Genomic DNA, 18652 nt, shown 5'->3' with positions numbered 1-18652 from the left:
GCCCCGGCAAGGCGAAACACAATGGTCACGCGGCCGAAACATCGTGGAATCGCAATCGAGAACGTATCGTAACGCAGCAGAAATCGAGCTGTCACGGCACCGCTTTAACATCAGCAAAAAGCCCGATGAAAGGAGCCACCCATGCCCGCGCTCGACCTTTGGAACCTCGCATCCCAGCTCAAAAGCACCGATTATCGCTGGGTAGACCTCACCCACACGCTCTCGTGCGACACTCCGCACTGGTTTGGCTTTGAGCCATTTGAGTCCACCAAGCTCTTCGACTACCTGCCCGGCACGCCCGAAGACATGCTCGCGCCCATGCGCTGCTTCCAGTATTCGGTCGCCTCGCAGTACGGCACCCACGTCGACGCGCCGCGCCACTTCCATGTTGACGGTCGTTCCCTTGGCGAGATCGAACCTATCGAGTTTATGCATCCGCTCTGTGTGATCGACAAGCACGAGGAGTGCGCCGCAAACCCCGACTTTATCCTGGCCATCGATGACCTCAAGGCTTGGGAGGACGAGCACGGTCGCATTCCCGAGGACGCCTTTGTCGCCTTCCGCTCCGACTGGTCCAAGCTCGCCGACCTCGAAAACAAGGACGAGGACGGCCAACCCCACTACCCCGGCTGGGACCTCGATGCCATCAAATGGCTTGTAGAAGAGCGCAACATCGGTGCCATCGGCCACGAACCGGCAGACACCGACCCCGCAACCGTGACCACACGCGAGGATGCCTACCCCTACCCCGGCGAACAGTACATCCTCTCGGTCGACCGTTACCAGATTGAGGTCATGGACCATCTGGACGAGCTTCCCGCCACGGGCGCCGTCATCTTCTGCACCTTCCCCAAGGTGCGTGATGGCGTCGGCTATCCCGCACGTGTCTTTGCGGTCTGCCCCGCGTCATAAGTTCCCATGCGTTTGTTCTTCTAAATACGGCCATCCGGTGCGCGCGACATGGCCCGGCGGCATACAATCCATCAGGCGCCCCATACGCGGGCGCCTTTTATATGGGGAGATGATTCATATGCAGATCAACAAGGTCGCCTTTATCGGCAAGGGTGGCGTCGGGCTACTCTACGGCAGCATGATCGCCCAGGCACTCGGCAACGATGCCGTCGAATACGTCATGGACGACGCTCGCTTTGAGCGCCATGCGAACGAAGCGCTCACCGTCAACGACAAGCCCTGCGTACTCAAGTCCGTCCGCGCCAGCGAGGCGACACCCGCCGATCTGGTCATCCTCACGGTCAAGACAACCGGACTCGACCAGGCGCTCAAGACTATGGAACGCATCGTAGGGCCCGACACGCTCATCGCATCCCTTTGTAACGGCATCACCAGCGAGCAAAAGATTGCCGAGCGCTTTGGCTGGGAGCACACCGTCCTCGGAATCTGCCAAGGCATGGACGCTGTGTTTCTCAACGGCGCGCTCACCTTTACCAATGCGGGCGAGATCCGCTTTGGTGCGGCAGCGGGCACCGACCCCGCAACCGTTATCGCCATCGACGAGCTCTACACGCGTTGCGGCATCGCCCATACCGTCGAGCACGACATCGCACATCGCATGTGGGCCAAACTCATGCTCAACGACGGCATCAACCAGACCTGCATGGCCTACGGCGGCACCTACGGAAGCGCTACGGAGCAGGGCTCCGAGCAGCTCCGCAGTTTTGTCTCCGCCATGCGCGAGACGCTTGCAGTCGCCAATGCCGAGGGCATCGAGCTCACCGAGGAAGACCTGACGCAGATGGTGCGTCTCATTAAAGGGCTCGATCCCGCCGGCATGCCCTCGATGGCGCAAGACCGCATCGCTCAACGCAGAACCGAGGTCGAGGAATTTGCGGGTACCATCTGCCGCCTCGCGGCCAAGCACGGTATCCAGGTGCCGCAAAACGAATGGCTCTATTTGCGCATCCGCGAAATCGAGGCCAGCTGGTAACGCCGCCGCACCGCATCCAACAGTCTCAATAGCAAAAGCCGCCGCAAAGGGCACTCCCCTTGCGGCGGCTTCCTTCTTCATCTATGGGCAAAACCAGCTTCACAACGGCTAGCGCCGCACCTGCGGCGTCTCGTCCTCGTCATCGCGGCAAAGGGTCACGCCCGCACCTCCCAGCAGCGCTGCTGCGATGAGCGCGCCGACCACAATAGGAGCAGCCCCGCACGAGCCCTGCATGCCTGCGACAAACACAGCTGTAGGGCCAAGACAGCCAAGTACCAATGCGACGGCGGCGATAGCGATATCTCGAGCGTTCATGAGACCACTTCCTCCACGAGAAAGACCTTATTTCTCATGAACCAGTGTGCCCCGCATGCATACGCCCAGCGTACCGCCACGGTAAGGGCTCTGTTAACTCAAACGCACATAAAGAAAGGGCGGCTTTACGTTGTCTAAAAGCTCAGTAAAGACGCCCGCCCATCATGTGCCTATTTTGCTCTGATGGCAGATTACCAACCGGTGTAGTAGTCGGTGGTTCCGGCGGCGCAGCCGGAGTCATAGACCTTGCAATCACCCTTGGAGCCCGTAAAGGTCGAGCCCTGGGCCATATCGCCCGCGGCAACAACGTAATAGCCGTCGGAATCGCGCCAGAAGCCCTCAGAATCCTGAGTCCATTCGCCCGTGCGATAGTGATAAAGCACATTGCTGCTGTAATAGGTCTCGCGGCGCCCGTTGTAGTTATTGACACCCGCAGAGCGCGTCAGGCCCGATCCGTTCGCGTAGGACGCGGCAGACGCGTAGGACGGAGTGTAGCCGGCGTTGTAGTACGAAGCCTGGGCGGCCTCGGCAGCCTCTGCCTCGGCGGCAGCGGCCTCGAGCGCTTCGCGCTTGGCATTCTCAAGCGCAGTGCGCAGCTCATCGAGCTCGGTCGACTTCGCGTCGACCTCCCCCATCGTCAAAAGGCTGCCCGCACCATCGATACAACCCTGCAGCACAGCGCGCTCGTCATCGGTGGCATAGTCACCATACATGTTTAGGATAATCTGAGCGCGCATCTCAAGGGAATCGCGCTTGGCCTCCATCGAGGCGTTCCACTCCTGCATGGAACCATAACCATCGCCGCGATAATCAACGGGCTGTACCAGCGTCGTCTCGGACGGCGTAGATCCAACCGTATCGGACAGTGTTGCCGCGTGGGCATCAGTTGCGCCGGCGCCCGCCAAAAGCGCCACGGTCAGAGCGGCGGAAAGGGCGGCGGCTTTCGGTTTTCGTGAATCGATCCTCATGTAGCTGGAAACCTCCGTAGTGCGTTTTTGCTGCGTTTGAGCTGCGTGTGATTCGATCGCGCTGCATAGTACCTCGAGCAAATCGCGACCTGCGGTTTTACTCAAAAGGCGCACGTCAATTGCGTAAAACTCACATCCTCTCAACAGGAGTTTTCCACAACTCGAATGCATAAAGCATGCCAAAAACCCTGTAATAGCGCCCTTCCTATGCAAAAAAGGCGCCTGCGCAACCATTGCTTGCGCAGGCGCCTTGAGCAGGCATTTTATGCAGTTATACCTATCGAGTCGCAAGGGGTCCTTGCACAAGTCGCCTTACTCGTCCAGCGCGGCGAAGGCCTGCTTCAGATCCCAAATGATGTCCTCGGCGTTCTCGGTACCGATGGAAAGACGGATCGTGGAGGGCGTGATGTTCTGCTCGGCGAGCTCCTCGGCAGAGAGCTGGGAGTGCGTGGTGGTAGCCGGGTGCACGACGAGCGACTTGACGTCGGCCACGTTGGCGAGCAGCGAGAAGACCTGCAGATGATCGATGAACTTCCAAGCTGCCTCCTGGCCACCCTTAATCTCAAAGGTAAAGATCGAGGCACCGCCGTTGGGGAAGTACTTCTGATAGAGCTCGTGATCGGGGTGCTCAGACAGGCTCGGGTGGTTCACCTTGGCGACGTGGCTGTCACCAGCCAGGAACTCAACGACCTTCTTGGTGTTCTCGACATGACGGTCAACGCGCAGCGACAGAGTCTCGGTGCCCTGGAGCAGGATCCAGGCGTTGAACGGGCTGATGCAGGCGCCCTCGTCACGCAGCAGGATGGCGCGGACATAGGTTGCGAAGGCGGCGGGACCGGCAGCCTCGGCAAACGAGACGCCATGGTAGGAGGGGTTGGGCTCGGCGATCTGCGCATACTTGCCGCTCGCCTTCCAATCGAAGTTACCGCCGTCGACGATCACACCGCCCAGCGAGGTGCCGTGGCCGCCGATGAACTTGGTTGCGGAGTGGACGACGATGTTGGCACCATGCTCCAGCGGACGGAACAGATACGGGGTGCCGAAGGTGTTGTCGACGACAACCGGTAAACCGTGCTTCTTGGCGACCTCGGAGATAGCGTCGATGTTGGGAATGTCGGAATTGGGGTTGCCGAGCGTCTCGAGGTAGATGACCGTAGTGTTGTCCTTGATGGCACCCTCAACCTCTTCCAGGTTATGAGCATCGACAAACGTGGTCTCGACGCCAAACTGGGAGAGCGTATGCTCCAGCAGGTTGTAGGAGCCACCGTAGATGGTCTTCTGAGCCACCACGTGGTCACCAGCCTGGGCAAGAGCCTGCAGGGTATAGGTGATGGCAGCGGCACCGGAGGCGACGGCAAGACCGGCCACGCCACCCTCGAGCGCGGCGATACGGTCCTCAAAGACGCCCTGGGTGGAGTTGGTCAGACGGCCGTAGATGTTACCGGCGTCGGCAAGACCAAAGCGGTCGGCGGCGTGCTGGGAGTTGCGGAACACATAGCTCGTGGTCTGGTAGATAGGCACGGCGCGGGAGTCGGATGCGGGGTCGGCGCTCTCCTGGCCAACATGAAGCTGCAGGGTATCGAAACCAAAGGTGTGCTCGGGGTTGTTGATGAACTGGCTCATGATGATCTCCTTGATCGAACGAAAGTAAATAAATAAGAGAAAAGTAAGTCGCTGTCTCCTGATCACGCCAACGGGCGCAAACAGGAGCCCGGCATTCGTCTTGGCAAGCAGTTCATATGCGGTCCTCCTTTTGACATCCCGGTTCCGTGGTCGGCTTAATTACCTACCGCCTTTGTGTGTTTTGAATAGTACGAGCATTGTTTCGCTCGGTCAATCACTTAAAAGCGCTAACCTGTTATCGGTTTTTTAGATAGCTATCGAAAGGACGGGCACTGATGACCCTCCAGCAGCTTCGTTTTCTTATCGCCGTGGCAGAGTCCGGCTCAATCAACGCCGCAGCTCAGCGCCTCTATACCGCTCAGTCCAACATCTCAAACGCCGTCAAAAGCCTAGAACAAGAGCTCCATCTGGAGATCTTTACGCGCTCCAGCCGCGGCGTCACGCTCACCAACGACGGCACCGAGCTTTTGGGCTATGCGCGCCAGGTCGTAGAGCAGGCCGACATGCTCGAGGCACGCTACGAGGACGGTGGCACCCCGCAAGCCCGCCTCGCCATTTCCGCTCAGCACTACGCCTTTTCGGTCGAGGCCTTTGTCAACGTAGTCGAACGCTGCCGCGACAGCAAGTTCGAGTTCATCATGCGCGAGACCACCACATCGCAGATCATCGATGACGTCCGTGCGTTTCGCAGCGATATCGGCATTCTGTATCTGGATGACTTTAACGCCCGCGTTCTGCAGAAGGCCTTCGCCGATGCCCGCGCAAGCTTCCATCCCCTATTCGACGCGACGGTCCACGTCTTCGTTAGCGAGCGCCACCCGCTCGCACGCCGCCCGCAGCTGTCCCTTGCCGACCTCACGCCCTATACGCGCTACAGCTTTGAGCAGGGAACCTCAAACTCCTTCTATTACGCCGAGGAACCTTTTAGCTATATCCCTTGCGACCGCAACATACGAATCTCGGACCGCGGAACACTTACTAACTTACTTATCACGTCGAACGGTTACACCCTGTCGACCGGTGTCCTCTCCAATGAAATGCAATGGGGCATGGCATCGATCCCGCTAGCAGACGCCCCAACGATGCACGTTGGCTACATCATGCACGACGAGCGCAAGCCCTCTCTCCTCTTGCAGCAATACCTCGACGAGCTCAACCGCATCATCCATGCCAACTAACAGTCGGAAGACGGGGTAGAAATCGTAGATTGTTAGCCCCCGGCGGGCATGGCGCTACAATGGTCACTCACATGAAGCGCACTCAACGAAAGGAAGCCCGTGAAGGTCATCATCTACACCGACGGCTCTGCCCGATCAAATCCGGGACGCGGTGGCTACGGCGCCGTGCTCAAATACACCAACCCCGCCGGCAAGACCTTCACCTCCGAGCTTTCGCGCGGCTACGCCAAGACCACCAACAACCGCATGGAGCTCATGGCCGTCATCGTGGCGCTCGAGGCGCTCAACCGCCCCTGCGAGGTCGAAGTCCATTCCGATTCGCAGTATGTCGTCAACGCCTTTAACAAGCACTGGATCGACGGCTGGAAAAAGCGCGGATGGAAAACCGCCAACAAGCAACCCGTCAAGAACCGCGACCTGTGGGAGCGCCTACTCACCGCCAAAAGCAAGCACAAGGTTGAGTTCATCTGGGTTAAGGGTCACGCCGGTCACGAGCTCAACGAGCGCTGCGATGAGCTCGCCACCACGGCGGCCGACGGCAGCAATCTCGATATCGACGCCGGCTTTAACGAGAGCGACCTGTAATAGCGTTTTCGCGCAGCTTTATATCCCCACGCGCTACACTCATCCTGTAGACCAAACAACGCAAGGGGGACGTATGCTGCGCATCGCGACCATCGGCACATCCATGATCACAGACGACTTTATCCAAGTTGTCAACGCCAACGACCAAGCCGCGTTTGTGGGCACGCTTTCACGCGATGCCAATCGCGGTGCCGCCTTTACCGCCGAGCGCGGTGGCGAGCGAAACTTTACTTCACTCGATGAGCTCGCGGCAGCCGCCGACGTCGACGCCGTCTATATCGGCAGCCCTAACGCGCTTCACTACGAGCAGGCCCTTGCCTGCATCGCCGGTGGCAAGCACGTCATCGTCGAGAAGCCCTTCTGCGCCACCGAAGCGCAGGCGCTGGAAGTCTTCCGCGCTGCCGAGGCAGCAGGTGTCGTGGCCCTCGAGGCCATGCGTCCCCTCCACGACCCCGCCTTCCACGCCATCGAGGACGCCCTGGGCGAGATCGCCCCCATCCGCCGCGCCTCATTGCGCTTTGGCAAATATTCCTCGCGCTACAACGAGATTCTCGCGGGACGCGCCACCAATATCTTCGACTGCAATATGGCATCGGGTTCCCTCATGGACATTGGCGTCTACACCGTCGAGCCCATGGTCGAGATTTTCGGCATGCCCTCCGGCCTTACGAGCATGGCTACTCTGCTCGACCCCGCCACGCGACAGCTCACGCACGGCCCCATCGACGGCTGCGGTTCCATCCTCGCCAGCTACGGCGGTGGCCGTATCTCCGTCGAGCTTGCGCACTCCAAAATTACGAATGACCTGCTGCCCTCGCAGATCGAAGGCGAGCGTGGCACTATCCAGATCGACCATCTGTCCACGCCCCGCAACGTCCGCATCGACTATCGCGGCGACGTCGTACGCGGCTCGGCGACCGAGGCACCGCGCGAACAGGGCGACAACGGCCGCGTGCTCGACCTTCCAAAATCGAGCAACACTATGGAATACGAACTCACAGACTTTATCAGCGCCATCGGCGGTATCGATAACGTAAAGGAAGAGATTTGGGAGACCCCGGCGGGACGCCACGAGCTCGGACACTACCGCGATGTCACGCTCGTCTCACTGCGCATCATGGATGCCGTGCGCCAGCAGGCCGGCATTACCTTCCCGGCCGACGCAGGCAAGCAGGCCTAGCGATGGGCTTCTTCGATACGTTCTTCTCCAGCGTCACCGGAGGCAGTCGAGAGCCTCAAAAACCATCAAACATTGAGCTCGAGTTGCGCCGCAGGCTTACTGTGCTCGCAAGCGACGAGGCCACTCAAAACACTCCCCTGCGCTATTTCCTGCGCTGGGCGGGGCAAGTCCAGGGCGTTGGTTTTCGCTTTACCAACACCAACCTCGCGCAGGCACGCGCACTCACCGGCTGGGTGCGCAACATGGAAGACGGCTCGGTCGAGATGGAGATACAGGGAGCTCCGGCAAACATCCTATCTCATCTCGAGGCGCTTCATGCCTCCTACGAGCGCATGGGAACGCGTTTTCGCCTCGTAGAAGCCCAGGCCCAAGCCCCACTTGCCAATGAAGACAGTTTCATTCCTCGTTATTAGTATTGTGTGCTAAATACGGTATCATTTACCTACAACCGTTGATAGAAAAGAGGCGAGGCGCATGGCGGTACAAAGAAGGAATACCAAGCAGCGAAAGCTGGTTCTTGACGCCGTGCGCCAAAGCTATAACCATCCCACCGCCGACGAAATCTACAACGTCGTGCGCGCGCAGGATGACAAAATCAGCCGAGGTACGGTCTACCGCAATCTCAATCTCTTGGCCGACGCCGGCGAGATCCTCTCCATCAAGACGCCGGGCGGCAGCCGCTTCGATCGCACGATCGAGCCGCATGCGCATATCATCTGCACTTCGTGCAGCCGCGTCATCGATGTACCGCTCCCCTTCGATGCCCAGCTCGACGCCAAGGCGTCCGAGCAAATCGGCTGGCACGTCACGTCGCACTACACCATCTTCGAGGGTCTCTGCCCCGACTGCCGGTAGATGTTTGGGGCATGCCTACTCAGCAAGTAGACGACGCAGCTCTTCTTCGACCGTGCACACGTAGCGGACACGGTCGTTGATACCGCGCATGGTGGGGTTGCAGCTCTCCATCAGATAGGGATGGCCCACGACGTTGAGCATGTCGCGATCGTTCTCATTGTCGCCAAACGCCATCATCGCATCGGGCGAGATCCCCAGGGCACGACCGTAATCGGCAAGCGCGGACCCCTTGCCCGAATCAAAGCCGATAAAGTCGGTCCATTCGGTTCCCGACGTCATCACATCGACCCGGTCGCTAAAGCGACGCACAAAATACTCCAGCGCCGCCGGCTGCTCCGCCTCGGGCGTCTGGAAGGCAATCTTAATGACATCCTCGTCAATGTCTTCGGGACGGTCGACTACCGCCACATCACAATGGACCTCATAACGCAGGTGGTCAACAAACGCATCGTTGCCGCTCATAGTGTAGAGGTGTCCCTCGCACGAAAGGGTCACGTCGGCATGGGGGTACGCAACCACGGCGTTCGCGATATCCATGGCCAGGCCACGCTCCATAGAACGCTTGACCACGGCACGTCCCTCGCTCATGACCAGGGCTCCGTTTTCGCATACATAGGCGAGTTCATCGGCCACCGGGGCAAACAGGTAGCGCAGGCTCGCGTATTGGCGACCGCTCGCCGGCATAAACACGATACCGCGACGATGCAGCTCATCGATAAGCTCAAAGGCCTCGGAACGCGGCTCGCGCTCCCCCGGATGCAGCAACGTGCCGTCCAAATCGCATGCAATCAGCTTGATTCCCTCAAGACCCATATGCTTCCCCCAAAGCCTCCCATCAACAGCAAGACGGACTTTGATTGGTCGCCCCTCAAAGCCCGTCTTGCGCATACGCGCGCTTAGTCGCGCGTCTTTTTAACGATGGTAAAGTCCGGAGCCATGCTCACGACAACATCGGCCGCGCTCGACGCAAAGCGTCGGCCCGCATCGAGTTCACGGGTAACCACCGAGAGCCGAACACCCTCGACACCCCGAAGCATGCGGCCCAAAACAGGCTGCACCGGCGTATACATGCGCACGGTATGCTCGTCCGAGTCGCCCCGGAAGAGCGGCGCATGCATGTTGCCGATCTCCCAGCACGCATGCGCGAGCGCAATCGGATCCATGCGATCGACTTCGACCAAATAAACCTCGGCGCTGCGCAGGCGCACGACAACAGCCACGGGCACCACGCCCGAACGGTCAATGGCGAGCACGTCGCCATCGGCAAGACGACCGCCGTCGGTAGTATCCAGCCGAACATCGACCGTGCGCCCCAGCTCCGTCACGCCCACAAACGCGCATACATCAGCCTGGTCCCAATCGAGCAGTAGCTCGTCAACTTCAAAGACACCGCCCAGCTCCCGGCGAAGCAGGAGTTCATAAGACGGATCGTTGAGATTTCCCAAGCATGTCGTCGAAACCAAGCGTTCAGGCATACTCTAGCCCTCGACCTCGACGAGCTCGATATCAAAGTTGAGATCCTTGCCGGCGAGCTCGTGGTTGGCGTCGAGCGTCACGGCCTCGGGCGTCACGTCGATGACCACGGCAGGGACGGGCATGCCGCTCGGCGTGGACAGGAAGAGCTTCATGCCCTTCTCGATCTGCTCGATATTGGGAACCTGCTCGGCCGGGAAGGTCAGGACCATCTCGGGGTTGTGCTCGCCGTAGGCATCGGCAGCCGGGATGTGCACAGTCTTCTTCTCGCCCACCTGCATGTCGACCACGGCGGCGTCGAAGCCCTTGATCATCTGACCGGCGCCGCAGGTGAACTCCAGCGGCTCGCCGCGATCGTAAGAGCTATCGAACTGCGTGCCGTCGTCGAGCGTGCCGCGATAATGGGTCTTGACCTTCTTGCCCTGGTTGGACATGGTAACCTCCGTGATAAGGGCGGCGCACAACGCGGGCCGCCGTGAACATATGGCGCTAACTATACCCTAGTCATACAATTCAAAGACAGTTTGCAAAGAAACGCTGCAACCGGAGGAACTATGGCATATCCCGTATTTGACCTACACTGTGACACCGCCGACCGCATCGGCTGGGCCACGCTCGATCTCGACCTGCGCTTTACCGCCGGCACCGATGGTTATTTCCCCGGCGACGAAACGCATCCGCAAGATTTCGACCTCATCGAGGGCAACGCCTGCGCCATCTCGCTCGCAAAGATCGGCAACACGCCGTGGGCACAGTGCTTCGCCACGTTTGTCCCCGACGAGATTCCCACCGCCCACGCCGCGCGCTTCCAGGCGCAGATCATGGCGCACATGAGCGGCCAGGCAATGCTTAACCACGACCGCATGGTCAACGTACGCAGCGCGGCAGACATTCGCCCTGCGCTCAAAGACGGCAAGGTCGCCTGCATCCACACCATCGAAAACGCCACGTTCTTTGCCGAGGACCCCGCGCTGATCGAGGTACTCAAGAGCCTGGGCGTACTCATGTCATCACTCAGCTGGAACGCGCAGGGACCGCTCGCGAGCGGCCACGACACCCACGCCGGCCTCACCGCCGCCGGCATCGAGGCGCTCACGCAGATGGAGCACGCCGGCATGGTACTCGACGTCTCCCACCTCAACGATGAGTGCTTTGACGAGGTTGTCGCCCACGCCACGCGCCCCTTCGTCGCCAGCCACTCCAACTCCCGCGCGGTTTGCGGCGTCAAGCGCAACCTCACCGACGACCAGTTCCGCACCATTCGCGACATGGGCGGTATCGTCGGCCTCAACTACTGCAGCGACTTCCTTTCCAACGACGCAACCGACAAGACCGCCGCAGACGTCACCTTCGACCGGCTGGCGGCACATATCGAACACTGGCTCGACCTGGGCGGCGAGGACGTCATCGCGCTCGGCGGCGACTGGGACGGTGCCAAGGTACCCGACTTCCTCTCTGATGCCAGCAAGATGCCCGAATTCCAGAACATGCTCTCCAAGCACTTTGGCAAGACCGTGATGCAAAAGCTCTGCAGCGACAACGCGCTTGCCTTCTTTGAGCGTTATTAATTTCACATCCCTTGAGCGGGCCGGCATGCCGAACGGTCGACATGCCGGCCCGTCCCCCAATCCAAAGGACCGCTTTTGACGCAGCAGTTTACGATTTCCGCATCCCGACCGGATGGGACACCCATCCCCGTCGTCGTTACCAAAAAGTGCGTCAAGAACTTCAACCTACGCGTCACTTCGAGCGGTGAGGTCCACGCCAGCGCACCGCTCGGCGCCACCCGCGAGCGTATCGAAGCGTTTGTGAAGCGCAACAGCGCCTGGATTATCAGCCGACTTGCCCAGCGCGAGCAGCGTCAGGCGACGGCACGAGAGCCGCTCAGCCCCTCGTCCATCATTGCCCTTTGGGGTAAGCCCATCACGGTACAGGATGCACTCGATCACAACTTTGCATCACCCGCACCGCGACCCAAACAGGCCACCTTCGCAAGTTTTATGGGTACCGATGAATCGGACGAAGGCCCACAGGCCAAGCGGCACGCAATCCTCGACGGCCTAACGTCCGATGAGCTCCAAGCCCGTATCGACCAGCTCTATGCAACCGAGGTCACCACGGCGCTGTACGATATGGTGCACGCGTACGAAATCGCAATGGGCGTCACCGTGGCCCGCGTCTCCGTGCGCAGCATGAAAACGCGCTGGGGATCATGCACGCCCAAGACCGGCGCCATTCGCATCGCACGCGAACTTGCCGCCTATCCCATCGAATGCCTCGACATGGTTGTCGCCCACGAGCTCGTCCACTTGCTCGAGCCAAGCCACAATCAGCGATTCCACGCCCTGCTCGACACGTACCGTCCCAACAATAAAGCTCTGTCGCAGCGGCTCAAGCAGCCACCCATAAAGACGTATTAGAACCGGTTAGCGCACGCGCTCAATCTCGACACCGCAGCTTGCCAGGGGAAGACCAACGGGCGCCCAAGGCTTATCGAGTTTAATACGCACACCAAGCAGCAAGGGATAACGACGCAACAGCATCGAGGCCACACCCTCGGCCGCGGCCTCGATGAGCTTAAACGTATGCTCGCGCAGATAGCCATCGACATCGTGGCACACCGAGCCGTAGTCAATCGAGGCATCCAGGTTATCGTGCTCCCCCGCCGCGCGCAGGTCGGCATAGAGCACCAGAGAAACGATGAACTTCTGACCCAGCGCATTCTCCTCGGGATACACGCCATGGTTGGCAAAAACCTCAAGGCCGTCAATGACAATGCGATCGGCATGGCGCAGATCGTCATAGCTCACGTGAGGCACCGCCGTTGCGGTGGATATTTCGCCCCTTCCACGGCGGGCGAGCTCAGCACCTTCAGTCTTGGTTGCATTCTCGGGCAGTTTCTTGTTACTCAACGCGATCGTCTCCTTCGTTTAGAACCCCGACCGCGCAAACTAACTACACGCGAATCGACAGGTTCTTTTTATCATCGCTCCAGTTGCAAGCGTTGCGCGCGGGGCATGCAAAGCAGGCACGCGACGCTTTGTCGGCTGCATAGAGCAGACGCTCAAGCGGTTGGCTGTTCACGCGCAGCTTTCGATGGCCCAGAATGGCCGTCTTAATGGCTGCGGCATCGGCCGGCTCAAACGCCACGTCATCGGGCATGCCGCCGAGAATCGCATCAGCGACGCGTTCGCTTGCAACATCATGGGATATACCCGATTCATACTGTTCATCTTTGCCGATATCGTGAAGAAGTGCCGTGGCGTAGATGACCTCGCGGTCAAATTCGAGCTGCTCCTCGAGATTCTTGATCCACATAATGCGAGCGACATCGAGCAGATGGTCAATACCGTGGCGGCAGAAGATGCGCCCCGATTCCAACTGTACGATGTTACCCAGGTGCCGCCGGAACAGCCCGTTGGCACAAATGTAATCAATGCGAGGCATGGCACCAAAGGGGGCCAGGCCCGAAGCCATAAAGCCGCGGCGCGACGTCCCCTCATCGGTCTTCGATGTAAAGTCGTTGACGACTCTCATGGTTAGCGGCCCAGCATCCTAAAGAAACGCTCCTCGAGCGCGGAATCGGTCTCAAAGACGCCGCGGCGAGCAAGCGTCACGGTCTTGGTGCCGGGCTTTTGCACGCCACGCATCGTCATGCACATATGCTCGGCCTCCATCAACACAATCGCTCCCTGGGGAGCGAGATAATCCATGAGGGCATCGGCAACCTGTGCGCACAGTTGCTCCTGCAGCTGAAGACGGCGGGCATAAACCTCAACCGTGCGGGCGAGCTTGGAAAGCCCAGCCACCCGACCGTTAGGGATATAACCAATGGCGGCCTTGCCATAAAACGGCAGCAGATGATGTTCGCACAGCGAGTAGAACGTAATGTCGCGCTCGATAACCAAATCGTTCGAAGCGACGGCAAAGGTTTTGGACAGGTGTTCCTCGGCACTCTGGTCCATGCCGCCGGCGATCTCACCATACATACGGGCAACGCGCGCCGGGGTCTCCAGCAGGCCCTCACGAGTTGGGTCCTCGCCTATGCCCTCAAGCAACAGCTTAATGGCGGCCTCGACTTTTTCCTGATCGACCATCTGGGCCTCACTTTTCCGATTTCACGTTCGCGCTATGGTACCACGCCCTCCGGCATCGACCACAAGCTACATAGTATGGGTCGAATAGACCGGATCATCACGCCAAAGTTCAACCGCATCACAAAGCGCAACGCCCTCGCGCTCAGCACGGGCACGCGTGGCATTCATATCGATCACGCGCTGGTTACTCGAGCCCCTAAAACGCAACGAGATATCGTACAGATCTTGAACAAACGGGCCGTCCACCAACATGTCAAGGCAGGCAAGAATGCGATCCGTCACCTCGGTATGATGACGACCGCCCGGCATAAGCTCCTCGAGCACGTCACCGGTAAAGCACCAAATAGTCTTCCCCGACTCCACGGGGTAAGCCTCACGAACACGCTCGACAAACTCAACGAGTCCCGCCTGATTCTCAGGTTCCATAGGCTCGCCGCCCAAAATCGTCAGACCATCGATAAAGGGATGGTCGAGGCTCTCAATAATCTTGTCCTCGACGGTGCGATCAAAGGGCTCGCCCGCAGCAAAGTCCCACGCAACAGAGTTAAAGCAATTCTTGCACCCACGACGGCACCCGCTCACAAACAGAGAAGTACGAACGCCTTCCCCATCAGCAATGTCGAAATACTTAATGTTCGCGTAGTTCATAAGTAACCTTCCTGGGGGTCTGGAGTATATCATTCCGTCCTCAAACATTCTCGGCCTTTGGCCTGCGAAACTGCGGGCGGAACGATATACTCCAGACCCCTCGCGAGCAACACTCAATGAACGAAGCGAACATCGAGTATAGGGTTCGAGGTCCAATAAAAAATTTGTTGCAGCTCAACCGTTGCTGCAAGCAAACCGTTATTGCAAGTCGACTCATTTCCGCTAAGAACTTCGAGGAGTGAGCAGACTGCGCGCTGCATCTCAGCTACGTCAACTTGGCCGCCCCGTAGCGAGGCCCCGGACCTTTGCTCGATATGAGTTCCGCACGAACAGGAGGCGCCAGTGGCGCCTCCGTCGTGAGCCAGGACTGTCCGAAATAGCGAGTAAAGGTCCGGGGCCTCGCTACGGGGCAGTCTGGGATGGTTATTAGAGATGCAGCACGCGGTCGCGGATCTCCTCGGTTCGACCCTGGTTCCAGAACTGGGTACCGATGTAGCCGCACGTACGACGGGCGACATTCATCTTCTCCTGGTCACGATTGCCGCAGTTGGGGCACTCCCACACCAGCTTGCCATCGTCCTCGACAATCTTGATCTCGCCATCGTAGCCGCACACCTGGCAATAATCGCTCTTGGTGTTGAGCTCGGCGTACATGATGTTGTCGTAGATGTACTGCATCACGCGGATGACAGCCTTGAGGTTGTCCTGCATGTTGGGAACCTCGACGTAGGAAATGGCACCGCCCGGCGAAAGCTGCTGGAACATGCCCTCGAACTTGAGCTTGTCGAATGCGTCGATCTCCTCGGACACGTGGACGTGGTAGCTGTTGGTGATGTAGCCCTTGTCCGTCACGCCCGGGATGATGCCAAAACGACGCTGCAGGCACTTGGCGAACTTGTAGGTCGTCGACTCAAGCGGGGTACCGTACAGCGAGAAGTCAATATCGCTTTCGGCCTTCCACTCGGCGCACTTGTCGTTCATGCGCTGCATGACGGCCATGGCAAAGGGTGTGCCCTCCTTCTCGGTGTGGCTGTGGCCCGTCATGTACTTGACGCACTCATACAGACCGGCATACCCCAGGCTGATGGTGGAATAGCCGCCAACGAGCAGCTTATCGATCGTCTCGCCCTTCTTCAGGCGGGCGAGGGCACCGTACTGCCAAAGAATCGGCGCGGCATCCGAAAGCGTACCCATCAGGCGCTCATGACGGCACAGCAGGGCACGGTGGCACAGCTCAAGGCGCTCGTCGAAGATCTTCCAGAACTTGTCCATGTCCTGATGCGAGCTCAGCGCGACATCGGGCAGGTTGATAGTCACAACACCCTGGTTAAAGCGGCCATAGTACTTAGGTTTGGTCGGGTCATAGTTCAGCGCGTTGGCAACATTGTTAAAGCCGTTGCCCGAGCGGTCGGGCGTCAAGAAGCTGCGGCAACCCATGCAGGTGTAGCAGTCGCCGTTGCCCGCGGTCTCGCCCTTCGACAGCTTGAGCTCGCGCATCTTCTTCTCGGAGATGTAGTCGGGCACCATGCGCTTGGCGGTGCACTTGGCAGCCAGCTGGGTCAGGTAGAAGTACGGGGAATTCTCGTGAACGTTATCGTCCTCGAGTACATAGATAAGCTTGGGGAATGCCGGGGTAATCCACACACCGGCTTCGTTCTTAACGCCCTCATAGCGCTGACGAAGCGTCTCCTCCACGATCATGGCAAGGTCGTGCTTCTCCTGCGCTGAGCGAGCCTCGTTGAGATACATAAAGACCGTCACAAACGGCGCCTGGCCGTTGGTGGTCATAAGGGTCACGACCTGATACTGAATCGTCTGGACGCCGCGACGGATCTCGTCACGCAGACGGTCCTCAACAACCTCGCGAACCTTTTCGGCAGATGCCGAAACACCGAGTTCCTCGAGCTCGCGGGCAACCTCGCCGCGAATCTTTTGACGGCTCACCTCAACAAAGGGGGCGAGATGGGTCAGCGAAATAGACTGGCCGCCGTACTGGGAGGAAGCAACCTGGGCGATAATCTGCGTCGCGATGTTGCAGGCAGTCGAGAAGCTGTGCGGCTTCTCGATCAGCGTGCCCGAGATAACGGTGCCGTTCTGGAGCATGTCCTCCAGGTTCACCAGGTCGCAGTTATGCATGTGCTGCGCAAAGTAGTCGGAATCGTGGAAGTGGATCAGGCCCTCATTGTGGGCATCCACGATCTCCTGGGGCAGCAGCACACGCTGAGTCAGATCCTTGGAAATCTCGCCGGCCATATAGTCGCGCTGGACGGAATTGACGGTCGGGTTCTTGTTAGAGTTCTCCTGCTTGACCTCTTCGTTATTGCACTCGATCAGCGACAGAATCTTGTCGTCGGTCGTGTTCTTCTGGCGCTTCAGGCTCTGAACATAGCGATAGATGATGTAGTGGCGGGCAACCTCGTAGCAGTCGAGACGCATGATCTCGTCCTCGACCAAATCCTGGATCTCCTCGACCGAAACGGTGTGGCCCGCGTTCTCACATGCCTCGGCGACGTTTTGTGCCGCGTAAACCACCTGGCGGTCGGTTAGACGAGAGCTCTCCTCGACCTCCAAGTTGGCGGCGCGGATGGCATTGACGATCTTATCGATGTCAAAGACAACCTCGGTGCCGCTGCGCTTGATGATCTTCATCCTCTTGCCTCTTTCGCATCGTAGCCTCATTGCGCTTCAGAGCCAAACGATGCCCGGCAGGGCTTGCCCCTGTCTTGCGGCGCCGTCGCGCAATCTGTGTTCTCGATAAACCATAAGCCTCCATGCGGACATTCCCAGGAGCCGATCAAGCGGCTCAAGGATACGTTCAAAAGAGGCAGTTAAGGTCTTCGTTCTCTGTCCGCCATCTATCATACGACAAAGAGGCATCTATATCCTGTATTCTTTTTTTAGGTCAAACACAACATATAGTGTTTCAGCAGGTCAAAGCAATTGGTCATTTTGCAGACGCATTAAAAATGAGGGGTATTTGACAAGTCGGTAAAACGTTACCAACACAGCTACCTGCATGGCAGTTATAAAACCCCCTTAGTCAAGCCGCTGACAAATCCTACCAAAACCAAGCCGCTCACGCCAAAAGAATCCAAAAGATTATGCTTGACCAACATGTTGCGGTCGAATGCCGGCGGACGGAGCGACAGGACTGTAAACGCTCGGAAGACTACAGCCCCGGCGCCCCGTCCGCCGGCATTCGACAGGCGAGGATCTATTACTTCTCTTCGCGAACTATCATGCGGCCGAGAGCCGCTGTAAAGGGATCGAGCAGCACGCCGGCGATAACCACAAAGGCCCATCCCTTTGTGACGAGGCCGGCCCAACGCGCGAAGAACGTACGGCCTTCAATCGTTCCGAATCCTCCCTGGAAGGCAATCTCGCCAAAACCGATCACCATAAAAAGGAGCGTGGCACCGATGACCGTACCGGCGATCTTGTGTGATGCACCCCCTGCTCAAAAGCAAAAAAGTCCAGGCACATACCAACTGTTTTGCCAAACAGCGGGAGTGCGCTCAGAACCTCGGCGATCACCGTTGCCACGATGAGTTGTCCCCAAAAGCCCGTGGGGCCCATCAGATCCAAGCCAGGCGCCCCTTCAATGATGGGGAGAAACGCACAGAGCAATAGCGGGTTAAAGAAGCCGTTGAGAATACCGATAACGCGCCTGACAGGTAACTTCATAGCCGTAAGCCTTTCAAAGTCATTGATAGACAGAGGGCCGCCGGCATATGTCGGCGGCCCCGTTAAAACTACAGGCGCGATACGGTAACTGCTAAAAGCAA

General features: G+C 58.7%; 22 protein-coding genes. 9 read left to right on the top strand and 13 right to left on the bottom strand.

Annotated features, from left to right (window positions below):
- The first annotated feature begins 141 nt into the window (after nucleotides 1–141).
- Nucleotides 142–912, top strand: a complete 771-nt coding sequence (locus tag CSV91_RS01115) for a cyclase family protein (protein WP_099431465.1) — start codon at nucleotides 142–144, stop codon at nucleotides 910–912.
- A gap of 118 nt (nucleotides 913–1030) precedes the next feature.
- Nucleotides 1031–1945 (top strand): ketopantoate reductase family protein, encoded by a 915-nt coding sequence (locus CSV91_RS01110; RefSeq protein ID WP_232049524.1) that lies wholly within the window; start codon nucleotides 1031–1033, stop codon nucleotides 1943–1945.
- 108 nt (nucleotides 1946–2053) lie between these two features.
- Here CSV91_RS01110 and CSV91_RS01105 read toward each other — a convergent pair whose 3' ends face one another.
- From CSV91_RS01105 to CSV91_RS01095, 3 genes are all read right to left on the bottom strand, one after another.
- The gene (locus CSV91_RS01105; RefSeq protein ID WP_099431463.1) at nucleotides 2054–2260 is read right to left on the bottom strand and encodes a hypothetical protein; all 207 of its coding nucleotides are present in this window, start codon (nucleotides 2258–2260) and stop codon (nucleotides 2054–2056) included.
- A 191-nt stretch (nucleotides 2261–2451) separates the two neighbouring features.
- Complete coding sequence (locus CSV91_RS01100; RefSeq protein ID WP_099431462.1) at nucleotides 2452–3228, bottom strand: hypothetical protein; 777 nt, start codon at nucleotides 3226–3228, stop codon at nucleotides 2452–2454.
- Nucleotides 3229–3540: 312 nt separating this feature from the next.
- Nucleotides 3541–4851, bottom strand: a complete 1311-nt coding sequence (locus tag CSV91_RS01095; protein WP_099431461.1) for an O-acetylhomoserine aminocarboxypropyltransferase/cysteine synthase family protein — start codon at nucleotides 4849–4851, stop codon at nucleotides 3541–3543.
- Nucleotides 4852–5126: 275 nt separating this feature from the next.
- Here CSV91_RS01095 and CSV91_RS01090 point away from each other — a divergent pair, with 275 nt between their 5' ends.
- From CSV91_RS01090 to CSV91_RS01070, 5 genes are all read left to right on the top strand, one after another.
- A complete protein-coding gene (locus CSV91_RS01090) occupies nucleotides 5127–6029 on the top strand; it encodes a LysR family transcriptional regulator (RefSeq protein ID WP_055251412.1) in 903 nt (300 codons plus the stop codon).
- Between the two features lie 99 nt (nucleotides 6030–6128).
- Nucleotides 6129–6614: a ribonuclease HI gene (gene rnhA, locus CSV91_RS01085; RefSeq protein WP_089572983.1), complete on the top strand. Its 486-nt coding sequence runs from the start codon at nucleotides 6129–6131 to the stop codon at nucleotides 6612–6614.
- Between the two features lie 73 nt (nucleotides 6615–6687).
- Nucleotides 6688–7794, top strand: coding sequence for a Gfo/Idh/MocA family protein (locus tag CSV91_RS01080; protein WP_099431460.1), 1107 nt, complete (start codon nucleotides 6688–6690; stop codon nucleotides 7792–7794).
- Nucleotides 7795–7796: 2 nt separating this feature from the next.
- Entirely contained in the window at nucleotides 7797–8207 is a 411-nt protein-coding gene (locus CSV91_RS01075; RefSeq protein WP_099431459.1) for an acylphosphatase, read from the top strand.
- A 61-nt stretch (nucleotides 8208–8268) separates the two neighbouring features.
- Nucleotides 8269–8649, top strand: coding sequence for a Fur family transcriptional regulator (locus CSV91_RS01070; protein ID WP_099431458.1), 381 nt, complete (start codon nucleotides 8269–8271; stop codon nucleotides 8647–8649).
- A 15-nt stretch (nucleotides 8650–8664) separates the two neighbouring features.
- Here the strand turns inward: CSV91_RS01070 and CSV91_RS01065 are convergent, their stop codons facing one another.
- The 3 genes from CSV91_RS01065 to CSV91_RS01055 all read right to left on the bottom strand — a co-directional run bounded on the left by CSV91_RS01065 (nucleotide 8665) and on the right by CSV91_RS01055 (nucleotide 10556).
- Nucleotides 8665–9462: an HAD-IIB family hydrolase gene (locus tag CSV91_RS01065; protein ID WP_157757965.1), complete on the bottom strand. Its 798-nt coding sequence runs from the start codon at nucleotides 9460–9462 to the stop codon at nucleotides 8665–8667.
- Nucleotides 9463–9545: 83 nt separating this feature from the next.
- Entirely contained in the window at nucleotides 9546–10124 is a 579-nt protein-coding gene (locus tag CSV91_RS01060) for an urease accessory protein UreE (protein ID WP_099431456.1), read from the bottom strand.
- Between the two features lie 3 nt (nucleotides 10125–10127).
- Nucleotides 10128–10556, bottom strand: coding sequence for an FKBP-type peptidyl-prolyl cis-trans isomerase (locus CSV91_RS01055; RefSeq protein ID WP_035138874.1), 429 nt, complete (start codon nucleotides 10554–10556; stop codon nucleotides 10128–10130).
- A 120-nt stretch (nucleotides 10557–10676) separates the two neighbouring features.
- Here CSV91_RS01055 and CSV91_RS01050 point away from each other — a divergent pair, with 120 nt between their 5' ends.
- Nucleotides 10677–11690: a dipeptidase gene (locus CSV91_RS01050; protein WP_099431455.1), complete on the top strand. Its 1014-nt coding sequence runs from the start codon at nucleotides 10677–10679 to the stop codon at nucleotides 11688–11690.
- A gap of 75 nt (nucleotides 11691–11765) precedes the next feature.
- On the top strand, nucleotides 11766–12542 hold the full coding sequence (locus tag CSV91_RS01045) for a M48 family metallopeptidase (protein ID WP_147579358.1): 777 nt from the start codon (nucleotides 11766–11768) through the stop codon (nucleotides 12540–12542).
- 6 nt (nucleotides 12543–12548) lie between these two features.
- Here the strand turns inward: CSV91_RS01045 and folB are convergent, their stop codons facing one another.
- From folB to CSV91_RS01010, 7 genes are all read right to left on the bottom strand, one after another.
- Nucleotides 12549–13034: a dihydroneopterin aldolase gene (gene folB / locus CSV91_RS01040; RefSeq protein ID WP_172622419.1), complete on the bottom strand. Its 486-nt coding sequence runs from the start codon at nucleotides 13032–13034 to the stop codon at nucleotides 12549–12551.
- Between the two features lie 43 nt (nucleotides 13035–13077).
- The gene (locus CSV91_RS01035; protein ID WP_172622418.1) at nucleotides 13078–13659 is read right to left on the bottom strand and encodes an HD domain-containing protein; all 582 of its coding nucleotides are present in this window, start codon (nucleotides 13657–13659) and stop codon (nucleotides 13078–13080) included.
- A 2-nt stretch (nucleotides 13660–13661) separates the two neighbouring features.
- The gene (folE, locus tag CSV91_RS01030) at nucleotides 13662–14219 is read right to left on the bottom strand and encodes a GTP cyclohydrolase I FolE (protein WP_099431454.1); all 558 of its coding nucleotides are present in this window, start codon (nucleotides 14217–14219) and stop codon (nucleotides 13662–13664) included.
- A gap of 66 nt (nucleotides 14220–14285) precedes the next feature.
- Nucleotides 14286–14867, bottom strand: a complete 582-nt coding sequence (gene nrdG, locus CSV91_RS01025; protein ID WP_099431453.1) for an anaerobic ribonucleoside-triphosphate reductase activating protein — start codon at nucleotides 14865–14867, stop codon at nucleotides 14286–14288.
- A gap of 426 nt (nucleotides 14868–15293) precedes the next feature.
- Nucleotides 15294–17516, bottom strand: a complete 2223-nt coding sequence (nrdD, locus tag CSV91_RS01020) for an anaerobic ribonucleoside-triphosphate reductase (RefSeq protein WP_099431452.1) — start codon at nucleotides 17514–17516, stop codon at nucleotides 15294–15296.
- Between the two features lie 568 nt (nucleotides 17517–18084).
- A complete protein-coding gene (locus tag CSV91_RS01015; RefSeq protein ID WP_099431451.1) occupies nucleotides 18085–18267 on the bottom strand; it encodes a hypothetical protein in 183 nt (60 codons plus the stop codon).
- Entirely contained in the window at nucleotides 18261–18551 is a 291-nt protein-coding gene (locus CSV91_RS01010; protein WP_099431450.1) for a hypothetical protein, read from the bottom strand. The genes CSV91_RS01015 and CSV91_RS01010 overlap by 7 nt, the downstream gene beginning before the upstream one ends.
- Nucleotides 18552–18652 lie beyond the last annotated feature (101 nt).

Source organism: Collinsella aerofaciens (assembly GCF_002736145.1).
GTDB lineage: Bacteria > Actinomycetota > Coriobacteriia > Coriobacteriales > Coriobacteriaceae > Collinsella > Collinsella aerofaciens_A.
The sequence above is the reverse complement of the archived record's forward strand: the minus strand, read 5'-3'. Positions and strand labels throughout refer to the sequence as shown.

Coding starts and splice junctions, on each gene's coding strand:
- CSV91_RS01080 (WP_099431460.1), top strand. CDS start 6,688: ATGCTGCGCATCGCGACCATCGGCACATCCATGATCACAGACGACTTT.
- CSV91_RS01115 (WP_099431465.1), top strand. CDS start 142: ATGCCCGCGCTCGACCTTTGGAACCTCGCATCCCAGCTCAAAAGCACC.
- CSV91_RS01075 (WP_099431459.1), top strand. CDS start 7,797: ATGGGCTTCTTCGATACGTTCTTCTCCAGCGTCACCGGAGGCAGTCGA.
- CSV91_RS01035 (WP_172622418.1), bottom strand. CDS start 13,659: ATGAGAGTCGTCAACGACTTTACATCGAAGACCGATGAGGGGACGTCG.
- CSV91_RS01095 (WP_099431461.1), bottom strand. CDS start 4,851: ATGAGCCAGTTCATCAACAACCCCGAGCACACCTTTGGTTTCGATACC.
- CSV91_RS01070 (WP_099431458.1), top strand. CDS start 8,269: ATGGCGGTACAAAGAAGGAATACCAAGCAGCGAAAGCTGGTTCTTGAC.
- CSV91_RS01060 (WP_099431456.1), bottom strand. CDS start 10,124: ATGCCTGAACGCTTGGTTTCGACGACATGCTTGGGAAATCTCAACGAT.
- folE (WP_099431454.1), bottom strand. CDS start 14,219: ATGGTCGATCAGGAAAAAGTCGAGGCCGCCATTAAGCTGTTGCTTGAG.
- CSV91_RS01065 (WP_157757965.1), bottom strand. CDS start 9,462: ATGGGTCTTGAGGGAATCAAGCTGATTGCATGCGATTTGGACGGCACG.
- CSV91_RS01090 (WP_055251412.1), top strand. CDS start 5,127: ATGACCCTCCAGCAGCTTCGTTTTCTTATCGCCGTGGCAGAGTCCGGC.
- nrdG (WP_099431453.1), bottom strand. CDS start 14,867: ATGAACTACGCGAACATTAAGTATTTCGACATTGCTGATGGGGAAGGC.
- CSV91_RS01105 (WP_099431463.1), bottom strand. CDS start 2,260: ATGAACGCTCGAGATATCGCTATCGCCGCCGTCGCATTGGTACTTGGC.
- CSV91_RS01050 (WP_099431455.1), top strand. CDS start 10,677: ATGGCATATCCCGTATTTGACCTACACTGTGACACCGCCGACCGCATC.
- CSV91_RS01110 (WP_232049524.1), top strand. CDS start 1,031: ATGCAGATCAACAAGGTCGCCTTTATCGGCAAGGGTGGCGTCGGGCTA.
- CSV91_RS01100 (WP_099431462.1), bottom strand. CDS start 3,228: ATGAGGATCGATTCACGAAAACCGAAAGCCGCCGCCCTTTCCGCCGCT.
- CSV91_RS01010 (WP_099431450.1), bottom strand. CDS start 18,551: ATGAAGTTACCTGTCAGGCGCGTTATCGGTATTCTCAACGGCTTCTTT.
- nrdD (WP_099431452.1), bottom strand. CDS start 17,516: ATGAAGATCATCAAGCGCAGCGGCACCGAGGTTGTCTTTGACATCGAT.
- CSV91_RS01015 (WP_099431451.1), bottom strand. CDS start 18,267: ATGGTGATCGGTTTTGGCGAGATTGCCTTCCAGGGAGGATTCGGAACG.
- CSV91_RS01055 (WP_035138874.1), bottom strand. CDS start 10,556: ATGTCCAACCAGGGCAAGAAGGTCAAGACCCATTATCGCGGCACGCTC.